General features: G+C 44.5%; 19 protein-coding genes. 10 read left to right on the top strand and 9 right to left on the bottom strand.

Annotated features, from left to right (window positions below; genetic code table 11):
- Position 1: 1 nt before the first annotated feature.
- Positions 2 to 295: a hypothetical protein gene (locus AOC20_RS02075; RefSeq protein ID WP_215361039.1), complete on the top strand. Its 294-nt coding sequence runs from the start codon at positions 2 to 4 to the stop codon at positions 293 to 295.
- A gap of 99 nt (positions 296 to 394) precedes the next feature.
- On the opposite strand, the gene AOC20_RS02070 is transcribed toward AOC20_RS02075, so the two are convergent.
- Positions 395 to 1,396, bottom strand: coding sequence for a 2-hydroxyacid dehydrogenase (locus tag AOC20_RS02070; RefSeq protein WP_215361038.1), 1,002 nt, complete (start codon positions 1,394 to 1,396; stop codon positions 395 to 397).
- Positions 1,397 to 1,514: 118 nt separating this feature from the next.
- On the opposite strand from AOC20_RS02070, the gene fdxA reads away from it, so the two are divergent.
- From fdxA to AOC20_RS02050, 4 genes are read left to right on the top strand one after another with little or no spacing between them, the layout of a single operon-like run.
- A complete protein-coding gene (gene fdxA, locus AOC20_RS02065; protein ID WP_215361033.1) occupies positions 1,515 to 1,838 on the top strand; it encodes a ferredoxin FdxA in 324 nt (107 codons plus the stop codon).
- Between the two features lie 20 nt (positions 1,839 to 1,858).
- Positions 1,859 to 2,905 carry an NAD(P)/FAD-dependent oxidoreductase gene (locus AOC20_RS02060; RefSeq protein WP_215361032.1) on the top strand — a complete coding sequence of 349 codons (1,047 nt, stop codon included), beginning with the start codon at positions 1,859 to 1,861 and terminating at the stop codon, positions 2,903 to 2,905.
- A gap of 45 nt (positions 2,906 to 2,950) precedes the next feature.
- Positions 2,951 to 3,745, top strand: a complete 795-nt coding sequence (locus AOC20_RS02055; RefSeq protein ID WP_215361031.1) for a thymidylate synthase — start codon at positions 2,951 to 2,953, stop codon at positions 3,743 to 3,745.
- Positions 3,746 to 3,756: 11 nt separating this feature from the next.
- Positions 3,757 to 4,245, top strand: coding sequence for a dihydrofolate reductase (locus AOC20_RS02050; RefSeq protein WP_215361029.1), 489 nt, complete (start codon positions 3,757 to 3,759; stop codon positions 4,243 to 4,245).
- 51 nt (positions 4,246 to 4,296) lie between these two features.
- On the opposite strand, the gene AOC20_RS02045 is transcribed toward AOC20_RS02050, so the two are convergent.
- Positions 4,297 to 5,139: a foldase protein PrsA gene (locus tag AOC20_RS02045; RefSeq protein WP_251373130.1), complete on the bottom strand. Its 843-nt coding sequence runs from the start codon at positions 5,137 to 5,139 to the stop codon at positions 4,297 to 4,299.
- A gap of 84 nt (positions 5,140 to 5,223) precedes the next feature.
- Between AOC20_RS02045 and AOC20_RS02040 the strand changes: the two genes are divergently transcribed.
- Positions 5,224 to 5,844 (top strand): SOS response-associated peptidase, encoded by a 621-nt coding sequence (locus tag AOC20_RS02040; protein WP_215361027.1) that lies wholly within the window; start codon positions 5,224 to 5,226, stop codon positions 5,842 to 5,844.
- On the opposite strand, the gene AOC20_RS02035 is transcribed toward AOC20_RS02040, so the two are convergent.
- The gene (locus AOC20_RS02035) at positions 5,841 to 6,167 is read right to left on the bottom strand and encodes a hypothetical protein (RefSeq protein WP_251373129.1); all 327 of its coding nucleotides are present in this window, start codon (positions 6,165 to 6,167) and stop codon (positions 5,841 to 5,843) included. The genes AOC20_RS02040 and AOC20_RS02035 overlap by 4 nt on opposite strands.
- Before the next feature lie 61 nt (positions 6,168 to 6,228).
- Between AOC20_RS02035 and AOC20_RS02030 the strand changes: the two genes are divergently transcribed.
- Positions 6,229 to 7,119: a transporter gene (locus AOC20_RS02030; protein WP_215361025.1), complete on the top strand. Its 891-nt coding sequence runs from the start codon at positions 6,229 to 6,231 to the stop codon at positions 7,117 to 7,119.
- On the opposite strand, the gene msrQ is transcribed toward AOC20_RS02030, so the two are convergent.
- A complete protein-coding gene (gene msrQ, locus AOC20_RS02025) occupies positions 7,116 to 7,718 on the bottom strand; it encodes a protein-methionine-sulfoxide reductase heme-binding subunit MsrQ (protein WP_215361020.1) in 603 nt (200 codons plus the stop codon). The genes AOC20_RS02030 and msrQ overlap by 4 nt on opposite strands.
- A gap of 149 nt (positions 7,719 to 7,867) precedes the next feature.
- Here msrQ and AOC20_RS02020 point away from each other — a divergent pair, with 149 nt between their 5' ends.
- Positions 7,868 to 8,083, top strand: a complete 216-nt coding sequence (locus tag AOC20_RS02020; protein ID WP_215361018.1) for a hypothetical protein — start codon at positions 7,868 to 7,870, stop codon at positions 8,081 to 8,083.
- On the opposite strand, the gene AOC20_RS02015 is transcribed toward AOC20_RS02020, so the two are convergent.
- On the bottom strand, positions 8,084 to 8,374 hold the full coding sequence (locus AOC20_RS02015) for a 4a-hydroxytetrahydrobiopterin dehydratase (RefSeq protein ID WP_215361017.1): 291 nt from the start codon (positions 8,372 to 8,374) through the stop codon (positions 8,084 to 8,086).
- 12 nt (positions 8,375 to 8,386) lie between these two features.
- Positions 8,387 to 9,112: a pseudouridine synthase gene (locus tag AOC20_RS02010; protein WP_215361014.1), complete on the bottom strand. Its 726-nt coding sequence runs from the start codon at positions 9,110 to 9,112 to the stop codon at positions 8,387 to 8,389.
- A gap of 102 nt (positions 9,113 to 9,214) precedes the next feature.
- On the opposite strand from AOC20_RS02010, the gene AOC20_RS02005 reads away from it, so the two are divergent.
- Positions 9,215 to 9,757 carry a DUF2889 domain-containing protein gene (locus AOC20_RS02005; protein WP_215361013.1) on the top strand — a complete coding sequence of 181 codons (543 nt, stop codon included), beginning with the start codon at positions 9,215 to 9,217 and terminating at the stop codon, positions 9,755 to 9,757.
- Here AOC20_RS02005 and AOC20_RS02000 read toward each other — a convergent pair.
- Positions 9,754 to 10,524, bottom strand: a complete 771-nt coding sequence (locus AOC20_RS02000; protein WP_215361010.1) for an SDR family oxidoreductase — start codon at positions 10,522 to 10,524, stop codon at positions 9,754 to 9,756. The two genes, AOC20_RS02005 and AOC20_RS02000, sit on opposite strands and share 4 nt — an antisense overlap.
- Positions 10,525 to 10,580: 56 nt before the next feature.
- Here AOC20_RS02000 and AOC20_RS01995 point away from each other — a divergent pair, with 56 nt between their 5' ends.
- Entirely contained in the window at positions 10,581 to 11,378 is a 798-nt protein-coding gene (locus AOC20_RS01995; RefSeq protein ID WP_251373128.1) for a hypothetical protein, read from the top strand.
- A 9-nt stretch (positions 11,379 to 11,387) separates the two neighbouring features.
- Here AOC20_RS01995 and AOC20_RS01990 read toward each other — a convergent pair whose 3' ends face one another.
- Positions 11,388 to 12,311 (bottom strand): MBL fold metallo-hydrolase, encoded by a 924-nt coding sequence (locus AOC20_RS01990; protein ID WP_215361008.1) that lies wholly within the window; start codon positions 12,309 to 12,311, stop codon positions 11,388 to 11,390.
- A gap of 32 nt (positions 12,312 to 12,343) precedes the next feature.
- Entirely contained in the window at positions 12,344 to 12,904 is a 561-nt protein-coding gene (locus AOC20_RS01985; protein ID WP_215361006.1) for a lipocalin family protein, read from the bottom strand.

The raw sequence follows: 12,904 nt of genomic DNA, 5'->3' as shown, positions 1-12,904 counted from the left end.
CATGAAACTCACCAAAAAAGAACTCGTCTTTCTCGACCCAATGCACACCGCCAAAACTTTAGTTTTGGTTTACCTCTGCTTCTCGGTACCCATTGTTTTACTGGCGCTATTCGTAGCCTTTATTCGTGATGGGGCTATTCCAGGATTTACTGTACTTTCCGCACTCATTCTCAATGCCCTGCTAGGCTTTGGATTGCTATGGATTGCCTGCAAAGTGTATAACTGGGTTGCTGGAAAATTCGGTGGTATTGAATTAGCAATGCGCGAGCTTACAGAAGAAATTGACGCTGAATAGCCAATATTGATTCGAAGCATTGCTTCAAGCAATAAAGCCAAGCATGACTTGGCTTTATTTTTTTCTACTACAACTACTTTATGAATTTGATTGGCTTTACTAAGACTTAAGCACTTCCGCATTAATGAGGCTAGGCGGTTTTTTTCCCTCAAGTGCTGCACGTAAATTATCTACAGCTAAATCTACCATTGCTCTACGCGTTTTTTCTGTAGCACTAGCAATGTGTGGAGCAAGCACAACGTTGCTTAATTTAAGCAACTCTGGATGCACTTTTGGCTCACCCTCAAATACATCAAGGCCAGCAGCAAAAATTCTTTTCTCTTGCAGCGCTTGGGCCAAAGCCGCATCATCCACAATACCGCCACGGGCAATGTTTATGAGGGTTGCAGTCGGTTTCATGAAAGCGATTTCTTTGGCGCCAATCGTATGGTGACTCTCAGCGCTGTATGGCAAAACCAAAACCACATGATCGGCAGTGCGAAGTAATTCTTCTTTAGAAACGTACTTTGCGCCACAAGCCTTTTCATCAGCTTCTGATAAATGACTGCGATTGTGATAAATAACATTCATACCAAAACCTAAAGCACGCTTAGCAATGCCCTGACCAATACGGCCCATACCAATAATACCCACGGTGCTGTGATGTAAATCCATACCAAGTGGGTTGTTCACAATTGACCACTTATCCCATTGGCCTGCACGCACCCAATGTTCCGATTCGGTGATGCGTCTTGCTGTTGCCATCAACAAAGCAAAACCAAAATCCGCTGTGGTGTCTGTTAATACATCCGGAGTATTGGTAGCCATCACGCCAGCTGCAGTGATTGCTGGTACATCAAAATTGTTGTACCCCACAGAGATATTGGCCACCACCTTGAGATCTTTGGCATGAGCAAGGGCTTGAGCATCAATTCTTTCGCTGCCTGCGACTAAAGCCCCTACAACACCGGAGAGTTCTTTTTGCAACTCTTCGGGACTAAAAATCCGATCCCCTTGATTAGAGCGAACCTCGAAAGACTCCTCCAGCTTGGCCAAAGCCTCCGGAAAAATGGCTCTTGCCACGAGAATTTTGGGTTTTTGCTTGCTGGCTTGTGTATTCATAGTGGGAACTTTACCTCAAGTAAATTAACCCTTTCGCCTGAAAAATAGGCTATTTCGGCTAAAATCGAGGTTTTATAACTTAGCACCCGGCTTTTTGGGGCTCTTGAACAAAACCGCCATGACTTACGTTGTTACCGAAGCTTGTATCCGTTGCAAATACACCGACTGTGTTGATGTTTGTCCTGTTGACTGCTTTCGTGAAGGTCCTAATTTTTTAGTCATCGACCCGGATGAGTGCATTGACTGTGCAGTTTGCGTACCAGAGTGCCCAGTAAATGCGATTTATGCCGAAGACGATGTACCCGGCGATCAACAAGCATTCATCAAGCTCAATGCTGACCTCTCCCCTTCCTGGACTTCGATTACAAAGTCTAAAGCAGCACTTCCAGATGCTGATGAGTGGAAAGACGTTAAGAGCAAACTTGATCAGCTAGTAAAGTAATTTTCTAATCCATTCAGTTCGTGTCGCACTCACCCATAGAAACCGATGCCCTTATTATTGGCGCCGGTCCAGTGGGCCTCTTTCAGGTTTTTGAATTAGGCCTGCTAGAAATTAAAGCTCATGTCATTGATTCACTGCCAGCAGTGGGCGGTCAATGCATCGAACTTTACCCAGACAAACCTATCTATGACATTCCCGCAATTCCAGTGTGCACTGGACGTGAACTCACCAATAATTTACTAAAGCAAATTGAGCCATTTGGCGCCCAATTTCATTTGGGTCAAGAGGTGAGCAAGCTAGAGCGTCAAGCTGATGGCCGCTTTCTGATTGGCACCTCACTAGATAAGCACTTCATTAGCAAAACAGTTTTTATCGCTGCGGGTGTAGGGGCCTTCCAGCCTCGCACTATGAACCTTGAAGGCATTGATGCCTATGTCAATCAGCAAGTCTTCTATCACGTCAAAAATCCTGAGCAATTTGCAAACCAAAAAATTGTAATTTGCGGTGGTGGGGATGCCGCCTTGGATTGGGCAATTCATTTTTCTGAAATTGCTGCTAGTGTCACCTTAATTCATCGACGCGATGAATTCAAAGCAGCTCCAAAATCGATTGCCAAAATGCGTGAGCTTTGCGCCCAGAATCAAATGCAACTTCTCATCGGGCAAGTAACTGCTTATACAGCGCAAGATGAATTACTTACTGAGATCACTTTCACGAATATTGATGGTGAATCGAAGCAAATCCCCTTAGACGACCTTTTGGTATTTTATGGACTCTCTCCTAAATTAGGGCCGATTGCAGAGTGGGGCCTGGATATCGATCGCAAACAAATTTGTGTTGATACCGCAAAATTTGAAACTAGCATCCCAGGAATTTATGCCGTTGGCGATATCAATGTCTACTCGGGCAAGAAAAAACTGATTCTTTCTGGATTTCATGAGGCTGCCTTAGCCGCTTTTGCAGCTGCCGAGTATCTGAACCCCGAAAAGCAGATTCAACTCCAATATACGACCACGTCCCCTAAGCTTCACAAGGTACTGGGAGTAAAGTCGCCCACATTCGAGTAAGCTATCCTTAGTTTGTTAATACATAACCACTTTTAGCCAATATATATGCGTCAATATCACGATCTCATGAAGGAAGTCCTCGCCAAGGGGGTTCAAAAGTCTGATAGGACTGGAACTGGCACGGTCTCCGTATTTGGGCACCAGATGCGCTTTAACTTGGCTGACGGCTTTCCGATGGTGACCACTAAAAAACTGCACCTCAAATCCATCATTTACGAATTACTCTGGTTTCTCAAAGGTAGCACGGACAATAATTGGCTCAAAGATCGTGGTGTCTCCATCTGGAATGAATGGGCTGCGCCTGATGGTGATTTAGGCCCTATCTACGGCTATCAGTGGCGCTCATGGCCCGCACCAAACGGTCAGCATATCGATCAAATCTCCGAAGTAGTAGAGACTATTAAGAAGAATCCAGACTCACGCCGCATCATTGTTTCCGCATGGAACGTAGCAGATATTCCGCGCATGGCTTTAGCGCCTTGCCACGCATTCTTCCAGTTTTATGTAGCCGATGGAAAATTATCATGCCAACTCTATCAACGCAGCGCTGATATTTTCTTGGGCGTACCATTCAATATCGCTAGCTATGCCTTGCTCACCCATATGATGGCGCAACAATGCAATCTAGAGGTTGGTGATTTTATTTGGACAGGTGGTGATTGCCACTTATATAGCAACCATCTAGAACAAGTTGATCTACAGCTCTCTAGAGACTTCTTACCATTGCCTAAACTCAATATTTTACGTAAGCCAGATTCAATTTTTGATTACGAGTTTGAAGACTTCGAAATTGTTGGCTATGAATCCCATCCCCATATTAAAGCTCCTGTAGCCATTTAAGAATCGTACTTATGACTCAACCTGCTATCTCTATGATTGTTGCGCGCTCACGTAATTACGTCATTGGTCGTGATAATCAAATGCCTTGGAAGATCTCGGCTGATTTACAGTTCTTCAAGCGTGTCACTATGGGTCATCCAGTCATCATGGGACGCAAGACCTGGGAATCGATTGGACGCCCTCTGCCTGGTCGTCGCAATATCGTAGTGAGCCGCAATACTAACTACGTCGCAACCGGCGGCGAGTTAGTTGGATCGTTAGATGAAGCCTTGAATAGCTTAAGCGAGTTTGAGCGTGTCTTTGTCATTGGTGGTGAACAACTTTTTAAGCAAGCCTTTGATAAGGCCGATCGTCTTTACATTACTGAAATCGATTTAGATATTGAGGGTGGCGACACCTTTTTCGAAGTACCCAATCTATCCGCTTGGAAAGAGGTTGAGCGCACTCCCGGCTCGGAAGGTGACATTACCTTCAGCTTTATTACATTAGAGCGTAAATAAAAAGGACTCCGAGGAGTCCTTTTATCCAACTACAGCTGCTTTTATCTATTTTTACTGCACTACGATCTTGGCGTCTTTTGCAATCTGACTCAAGAACTCAAATTGCTTTCTTTGCATCATCCCAGAACGAATAGCTTGCTTTGCTTGTTCAAATGAAGGTGGTTTGGTTGATTTTTTATCTTCCAACTTAATTAAGTACCAACCTTGTTGCACCTGAACTGGCGCTGGTGAAACCTGACCCTTTGCAAGAGAAATCAACACTGAAGACAATTGCGGGGCTATCTGACCAGGCTGAATCCAGCCTACGGCACCACCCTGTACCTTGTTTGGCGCCAAAGAAACGCTCTTGGCAACCTTATCGAATGCCTCGCCTTTCTTGATACGGGCCAACGCTGCTTGAGCATCGGCTTCGCTAGCTACTGCAATATCACTCACCTTGTACTCCACAATCATGCCTTGCGGACCCAAAGAGGCAAGCTCTTTGTTGTATTCAGCCTGGACATCTGCATCAGTGATGGGATTTTTTGACATATAAGTAGATAGCTCAAGATCTGCTAAATAATTTTGGCGAATCATGGCTAATTGCGTGTTAGCTCTCTCAGAATTTGCTAGACCATCTTTCTCAGCTTGCTGTGAAAGCAAGAGCACCTCAATAAACTTTTCTATCACCACTTTGCGCAATTCTGGAGAATCCTTTTGTCCTTGAGAAATGGCAGCCTTAATACCTTGTTCAACCATGTCATTAGTAATAATCACGCCATTAACTGATGCCGCAGCATTAATTGGTAAACCACTTTGTTGCGCATGAGCACCACCCATCAGGGCAGCAGAGAATAAGCCAGCAGCAATAAAGCGGACTACTATTGAATTGGATATCGAAGTAAAAGGTTTCATTAGGAATAGATCTTTCTAAAATTTGACCTCAATTTTACCAGTAGGCATTCAATAAATCGTCATAAGCAGCAGTAAAATCAAGCCATGTGTGTTCAATACCTCACGACTACCAACGTAGATTGGGTTAAATCCCATTTTGACCTTGATCTGCCCGCATCTAACGCCCACGATATCTTTCCGACTTACTCTGGGCCGATCATTCTCAAAAGCCACAATACCGACCGAACTGCCATTGGTTTGGCACGCTTTGGCCTACTACCATCTTGGGCCAAAGAGGAAACATTTGGTAGAAAGACCTATAACGCCAGAGCAGAAACAGTAGCTGAAAAACCCTCATATAAACATGCTTGGGTTAAGCGGCATTACGCCCTAGCTTTAGCAGATGCTTTTTATGAGCCTTGTTATGAGTCAGGCAAAGCAGTACGTTCTACCATCAAGCAAGCCAATCAAGAACCAATGGCCATAGCTTCAATTTGGGATACTTGGACTGAACCAGAGACTGGTGAACTGATTGTTTCTTTTTCCATGCTCACAATTAATGCTGCTGACCATCCAGTCATGCAGCGTATGCATAAACCTGAAGATGAAAAACGTACCGTGGTTCCATTACGTTCCGAGCTATTTAGCGCATGGCTAAATGCTACACCTCAAGAAGCTCAAGCACTATTGCAATTCAATTCAATGCCAGAACTTATTCTTGCTTAGAAGGTTAAAAGTGGTTTTGTAGCCTGGTAGGGATCAGCTGATTGTGTTTCGATTGCCTCAGCCTCTTCTTCGCCTTTTGGTTGATTATAAAATTTTGAATCTAATGCGCGTTCTTTAGCCAGACGAAGATCTTCTGCCTGCCGATCCACCGGGCCAAACGGACCCTCCACCGGAGAAAGAGGCTGTTTATTAAATTCCTGAATCTGCTGCGGGCTGTAAGGAGAAAAAGTAGTTGACCCAGGGGGTTTAGGAGCAGTTTGAGAGCAGGCTACGACACCCATTAATAAGAGGAATGGACTTAGCTTTGAGAGGGGTATATTCATGCAGCCTATTGTAGGGTAGCCCTGCATTACCTCTTCTTTTTATATTAATTACAATGCTGGCATGAATTTAACTCGCTTTATTGCCCTCACCCTCTTGGCGTTACCAACGACTGTCTTGGCAATTGATCTACAACCTAACGATATTGTTGCGCCCCTACCGGGGAAGAGTCACGCGATGATTAGCTACGTTAATACAGATAACAGCACTTTTTATAGAAATGGTACGGCTGTATCAACCAGGCCATATGGCAGTCCTGATATTGGCACTCAAAGTGCGATCGCCCGTGTTAGCACGAGTTATGCGATAAAAGATCTACCAGCCATATCGTATCTACAACTTCCCTATGGCACGATAAAGCCAGCAGGCTCTTTAGCAAGCTACCCAGCAAGTACTGGGTTTGGGGATATCACACTTGCAACAGCCATTTGGCCGTATGCTGATAGAGAGAAAAGAAAATACTTTGGATTGGCTGGCTATTTAACAGTGCCCACTGGTGGCTATAACAGCCAACAAGTTTTTAATACTAGTGAGAACCGTTATAGATCTGATATTCAGATGGGCTATCAACAACCTATCATCGAAAATCTAGATGGCATGATCGCAGTGGATACGATGTGGTTTGGTGGGAATAGCCAGTGTGCTGCAGCGTGTTTATCAGCGACCAATACCTCCTTAAACCAGAAGCCGTTGACAACCACACAGCTTGGCCCAATCTATAAGATTAATCAAAACTACACTTTGGGTGCCTCTTACTTTTATGTCGCTGGCGGTGCCACTACGATTGGCAATACTTATCAGAATAATGTCGTAAATACTCAGCGATTTTTATTAAGCGCACTTGCGTACTACCCCTTTGGTAGGATTAGCCTGCAGTATGGACGTGACATGGAAATCAAGAATGGTTTTGTCGAAACGCGCCGCCTAATCGTGCGCTACACCACGGAATTTTAAGTCACAGAGTTTCGTTTGCGCTGCAGAATATTTCTAACTATAGGAATACGGCAAATCAACAATAGCAAAATGATTGCCCCATAAATAGAAACGGTATCTAAATCGTTCTTACCCGCCTTATGCCACCAATAGTGAAGTATTGCAGTACAGGCAATCAAATATACAAGCTTATGCAAGATGGTCCAGCGTCTTCCCAGTTGGCGGACTGACCACTGATTTGAAGTCAACGCCAAAGGGGTCAGCAATACTAAAGTCAGAAAACCCATCGTAATAAATGGACGCTTCACAACATCATTCCACATCGATTGAAGATCTAAATTCTGATCCAGCCAAAACCAGATCAAAAAGTGGATGCAGGCGTAGAAAAAGCAAAAGAGTCCCAACATACGGCGCAGCTTAATCCAAGCGCTTAAACCTGTAATTAAACGCAAAGGCGTCATCGCCAAGGTGATGCAGAGAAAGACCAGCGCCCAAGTACCGGTTGAGCGGGTAATGAACTCAATAGGGTTAGCGCCCAACCCATCGTATGCGCCAAGCCATATTAAGCGAGCCAGGGGCACCAGGCAAAATAAGAAAATCATTGGCTTTAATAGCTTCATAAGTAGCACTGTAAACCAAGCCCAAGACTATTTTGGCAAGTACTGCGGCCTTCACCACAGATAGAGCTGGAGACTTACAAAAAGGATTGATTTAGCTGTATCGAATTTTGCTGCAATTTGCTATCCTGATTGCTCAATTAAGGATAAATATGACCGAAGAGAACCAAACCCAGAATGATGAAGATTTTGACTATGGGTGCGAGTGTGCAATGACCTTGCTCAATGAGCCTACCGAGGATCGACTAAATGACTTAATTGATGAGCTCGATGAAGACGGGATGATCTCTACCGAAGTAGTCTATGGTTTATTAGCCACCATCCTCATGAGTATGAATGAGGAAGACCACGAAGGCGAAGAGCACTAATTACACTTGATTTACTTGGGAAGCAAAGGCATCCATTGCCTTTGCTAACTGAATATCCAATTTAGTCAGAGTACCAGCTGAATGGGTAGTTAGACTCACCTTCACCTTATTCCATGAATTCGACCAATCAGGATGATGGTCAATTTCTTCAGCATATTGCGCAGCTAGCGTCATAAATTCAAAAGCTTGCTTGAAGTCTACAAAAGCAAACTGCCGCGTAATTGCTTTTCCATCTGCGTCCAAGGACCAAAGGGGGATTTCTTTATCTAAATTGAAGTTATCGATTATCAAAGCAGAATTCCTTTAATTAGAAACGCTCTGCGAGAGCTGTTTTAGATCTTCTGGATACAACCAGCGCCATTCACCCTCGGCTAGATCGGCAGGCATTTTATATGCGCCAATTTCAGTGCGATGAAGCTTGGTAACATGATTGCCAACCGCTGCCATCATGCGCTTTACTTGGTGATAGCGACCTTCGACAATTGTCATTGCTAAAACATTTTCTGACGACTGTTTGCATGCGGTAGCAAAGCAAGGTTTTGGATCATCATCAAGCACAACACCATTCATTAAATGATCAATTTGTTTCTGCGTAATCGGTTCTGGTGTGGTGATCTCATACACCTTACCAATATTTTTCTTGGGTGTCGTCATTTTGTGAATGAACTGACCATCATCCGAGATTAAGAGCAACCCAGTAGTGTCGTAGTCTAGACGACCAACACACTGCAAACCTCTCTCCACAAAAGGACTTGGCAGCAAACTATAAACACTCGGATGATGCGTTGTTTTATGCGAGCACTCGTAGTTAGCTGGCTTATTAAATGCTAAGTAGGCTTTCTCGTGATACTCCCAATCCTTACCCTCTACATTGAGAATTAGATTTTCGGTGGCAATTCTTTCTTCAGGATCCTGTACTAGCTCGCCATTCACCTTTACTAGCTCGGCATATACCAAATCGCTACAGTAGCGACGCGTACCAAAGCCTTGGCTAAAGAGAATTTTTTCTAAAGAAATAGGTTTTGCCATATGCTGCAAAGGATACTACAGAGCAGGCTGGCATTAAGCCTGTCAGCAGTTTTTAGTAATTCATTATTATTAGAGATCCTTGCAATTAAAGACGCCTACCCTATGCTCTCCGCCCCAAAACCACGTGCTCTACTCCATACCAGAGAAGTTACTTTTCAGGGCTATGCCAGAGAAGATGGCTTATGGGATATCGAAGGACATCTAAAGGATTTCAAAACAAATCCTTTCCAGACTACCGCACATCTCTGGCAACCAGGCGAAGCCTTTCACGATATGTGGGTACGCGTCACCCTGAATAGAGAATTTGTCATTCAAGAAATTGAGGTAGTGATGGATGAACAACCCCATGCAGAATGTTCAGCAGCCATTCCACCGATGGACTCTCTGATTGGAGAGCGCATTGGTAAAGGTTGGCGCAAAACGATAGACACTCACCTAGGCGGAATCAAAGGCTGCACACATTTGCGGGAACTACTTACCAACCTTGCTACCGCAGCCTTTCAATCCATTCCAGGAGCCTTCTTTGACCCCGAAGGCAACAAACCACCGCTTTACTTGGGAACCTGTAAATCGTGGGACTTTGATGGCCCCGTAGTAATGCGTGTCTACCCCAAGTTTTACCAGTGGAATAAACCTAAACCTTAAAACTCGCCGCGATGTACATTAAATGCATTAAAGGCTTGCTGGACCGGCATTACCTCTAAGACATTGATATTAATATGACTTGGTAGAGTAGCTGACCAATAAATTGTCTCTGCTACATCATCGGCACTCAAGGCTTGCACACCGGTATAGACTTTTTCTGCTTTTGCATCGTCACCTTTAAAGCGGACATTAGAGAACTCAGTGCCAGCGCACATTCCGGGTTCAATACAAGTCACACGTACCGGAGTACCAATGAGATCCGCTCGTAAATTTAAACTAAATTGTTTTACAAATGCTTTGGTGCCGCCATACACGTTCCCACCTGGATAAGGATAATTTGCGGCAACAGAGCCTAAATTAATAACATGGCCACACTTACGTTCCACCATGCCAGGCAAAAATGCACGACTCATGTGTACGAGCCCTTTAATGTTGGTGTCGATCATCTGATCCCAATCACTCAAAAATGCTTTATGTGCCGGCTCCAAGCCTAGGGCAAGACCAGCGTTATTGACTAAAACAGTAACTTTTGAAAACTCTGCTGGCAGGGCAGATGCTAAAGCATCGACTTGAGCACTATCGCAAACATCCACCACCATAGTGAAGATTTTTTGCTGCTGCTCCGCTGATAAAGATTTTTTTAAAGCCTCTAAGCGCTCTGCTCTTCTACCAACAGCAACTACTTTGTGGCCATTAGCCAAAAAGCGGCGAGCAGTCGCCTCTCCAAAACCTGCAGTAGCGCCAGTAACTAATACGGTATGTTCCATACTTCCTCTTCGAATCTTTAGTAAATAGGGGTTTGTAATTTAATATTAATGCCTATATGGCATTTCTGCGCACAATCATCTTTTTCTTGCTATGCATTTCTACTGCTTTGGTGAGTGCTGCAGAACAGACTTCATCTACATCTATTTTAGGGCTTGTAAACACATCACAAGATAGATCAAAAGATCATACGCTGGAATTCTGGGGATACCATGACTATGAAGGCTCACAAAATTATGTCGATACCCTGAAGTTGCGCTACTACAACCCCGTCAACATTGGGGATTGGCATGGCATGGTTAGGCTTGATACCGCCTACACCGCTGCCTATGGGCCACAGCTTCCAGCACAATCCACCGGAACCTTTTCTGCTAACAATGCCATGTTGACAATATGGGGTGGCCAGGCAGGGTGGATCGCCAATGTTGGCGCAAGATTATTCGCGCCACTTGGCAATACTGGTCAATGGCTTGCGGGACCTCAAGTGAGTACTTCTTTTAAACCAGCAGATAATGGGCAAAATGTGCTTGCGGATATTTCGCCATTAGCCAGATATATGATCGGCTTTAATGCAAAAGCGCCAGCTGGAAGCGCTCTACCACCCCTAGCAAGCCGTCTTGAGCTATATCCAACCGTTGGGCTGAACTTAGGCCCTAGTACGCAGATTCGTTTTTGGGATGAGAATGGCGCCGTATATAACGCTGCAGGCGGAGGTTGGTTTGTGCCAATCGATGCAATGCTGACTCAACGCCTTAGTAAAAATCTATTAATAGCAATTGGTGGTGCGAAACAAGTGATTCAAACCTACCAACTTTATGATTGGTCTGTCTACGGAAAGATTTCTCTAAGCTTTTAAACTAAGCAATCAAGCCAGATCAATCAAGGTGTCGCCATCTAATTTTGCTGCGCCAGATTTCACTAACGCCTTAGGCAACCACTGAACAAATTCGTCCATATCCATATTCAGTAATTTTGCTGCGCTGATTAATGCTGGCGTCTTGGCAATCCAACCATTCACTTGATTTATATCGCGATTACGCCATTCCAATAATCGATATTTTAGAAGCACCTTAGCGCCGTGACGTGCGTTGCGATCCGGATCTGAGGCTAAGTAATCCAAGCGTGAGCGTGCAGTAGCCAACGCTTTCGCAACATCCATAAACGGTGCACCATGTCCTGGAATCACGAGATCCACCGCTAAGCTTTCAATCAAATCCAAGGTTTGCGCTACCTCTTCAAACCCAGCTTCACCCCAGAGCTCAGGAAAAATGACTCCAAAACCTTCTTCCCACAAAGCATCAGCAGAGATTAAGACGCGATGCTCTACCTGATACAACATCACCGAATGGGGGTCGTGTCCTGGCGCGGATAATATTTTCCAGAGATATCTTCCAAGCAATATCTCCTGCCCTGGAATTAATAGACTGTGATGCGTAAACTGCGGACATTCCTGCCCCAAGTTGTCATAGCTTAACAAAGTACTATCCCAGTTCTTCACTGCCACTTCTTCAGCAGCAGGAATGTATATCTTGCAGCCGAATGCCTCCTCTAGTGCGGCATTGCCACCACAGTGATCCGAATGAAGATGCGTATTTACAAGCTTATTGAGCTTTGGCAGCTCGTGTTTTTTTAAAGCGTTATGGACTAAATCGAGTGTCAGATTTTGGTGAGCACAATAGCCGGAGTCCACCAAGGAGACATCTTCCTCACCAAAGTGAAAAATATTGTTCGCAGAGAGCCAGCCTCTTTCGAAAACTTCAATACCGGGTGGCAGTAAATGCGCTGTCATAACCTCATTACTTATTAAATGACTTTACGAGCTTACTTTGCAGGAGCCTGCGTAGTTAGCTCTAGCTTACGTATATCAAACAGTTGATTTTGTATGCGCTGCAAAACATCTTCATAGACTTTTTTATCTAATTGCGGAGTTCTAGAAAGAATCCAGAGATATTCACGACTTGGATCGCTCACCACAGCCACCTGATACTGTGGGTCTAAATCAATCACCCAATAATCACCCCATACCAAGGGTATGAAAGATAACCATGCTGGGGCAAAGCGCACCTCTAACTTGGGAGAATCTTTTGCTCCGATCTGACGCGCCGTACCCTCCGCCTCGGATGTTTCACCTCCAGCAGTTTTACAGCTATTCAAGACTTTGAGAGTGCCATCAGTCCGGGCCGAATAGACTGCTTTGGTATTACTCACGCATTTCTTCTGAAACCAATTGGGATATTTTGCAATCTCATACCAGGTACCTAAATAGCGCGGCACATCTAGTGACGGGATTGTCTTGACTGGTACATCACTACCCTGCCCATAAGCAGAAAAGCTCAGCACCAAAATGCAGGTACTAAAAAGTGCTGAATAAAGTTTGTTCAT

Source organism: Polynucleobacter ibericus (assembly GCF_018687955.1).
GTDB lineage: Bacteria > Pseudomonadota > Gammaproteobacteria > Burkholderiales > Burkholderiaceae > Polynucleobacter > Polynucleobacter ibericus.
The sequence above is the reverse complement of the archived record's forward strand: the minus strand, read 5'-3'. Positions and strand labels throughout refer to the sequence as shown.

Excerpts from the sequence above, each read along its gene's own strand:
- AOC20_RS02000 (WP_215361010.1), bottom strand. The coding sequence starts at position 10,524 with ATGGAACATACCGTATTAGTTACTGGCGCTACTGCAGGTTTTGGAGAG.
- AOC20_RS02020 (WP_215361018.1), top strand. The coding sequence starts at position 7,868 with ATGACCGAAGAGAACCAAACCCAGAATGATGAAGATTTTGACTATGGG.
- msrQ (WP_215361020.1), bottom strand. The coding sequence starts at position 7,718 with ATGAAGCTATTAAAGCCAATGATTTTCTTATTTTGCCTGGTGCCCCTG.
- AOC20_RS01995 (WP_251373128.1), top strand. The coding sequence starts at position 10,581 with ATGGCATTTCTGCGCACAATCATCTTTTTCTTGCTATGCATTTCTACT.
- AOC20_RS02050 (WP_215361029.1), top strand. The coding sequence starts at position 3,757 with ATGACTCAACCTGCTATCTCTATGATTGTTGCGCGCTCACGTAATTAC.
- AOC20_RS02055 (WP_215361031.1), top strand. The coding sequence starts at position 2,951 with ATGCGTCAATATCACGATCTCATGAAGGAAGTCCTCGCCAAGGGGGTT.
- AOC20_RS02030 (WP_215361025.1), top strand. The coding sequence starts at position 6,229 with ATGAATTTAACTCGCTTTATTGCCCTCACCCTCTTGGCGTTACCAACG.
- AOC20_RS02010 (WP_215361014.1), bottom strand. The coding sequence starts at position 9,112 with ATGGCAAAACCTATTTCTTTAGAAAAAATTCTCTTTAGCCAAGGCTTT.
- AOC20_RS02075 (WP_215361039.1), top strand. The coding sequence starts at position 2 with ATGAAACTCACCAAAAAAGAACTCGTCTTTCTCGACCCAATGCACACC.
- AOC20_RS01985 (WP_215361006.1), bottom strand. The coding sequence starts at position 12,904 with ATGAACAAACTTTATTCAGCACTTTTTAGTACCTGCATTTTGGTGCTG.
- AOC20_RS02035 (WP_251373129.1), bottom strand. The coding sequence starts at position 6,167 with ATGAATATACCCCTCTCAAAGCTAAGTCCATTCCTCTTATTAATGGGT.
- AOC20_RS02005 (WP_215361013.1), top strand. The coding sequence starts at position 9,215 with ATGCTCTCCGCCCCAAAACCACGTGCTCTACTCCATACCAGAGAAGTT.
- fdxA (WP_215361033.1), top strand. The coding sequence starts at position 1,515 with ATGACTTACGTTGTTACCGAAGCTTGTATCCGTTGCAAATACACCGAC.
- AOC20_RS02040 (WP_215361027.1), top strand. The coding sequence starts at position 5,224 with ATGTGTGTTCAATACCTCACGACTACCAACGTAGATTGGGTTAAATCC.
- AOC20_RS01990 (WP_215361008.1), bottom strand. The coding sequence starts at position 12,311 with ATGACAGCGCATTTACTGCCACCCGGTATTGAAGTTTTCGAAAGAGGC.
- AOC20_RS02045 (WP_251373130.1), bottom strand. The coding sequence starts at position 5,139 with ATGAAACCTTTTACTTCGATATCCAATTCAATAGTAGTCCGCTTTATT.
- AOC20_RS02070 (WP_215361038.1), bottom strand. The coding sequence starts at position 1,396 with ATGAATACACAAGCCAGCAAGCAAAAACCCAAAATTCTCGTGGCAAGA.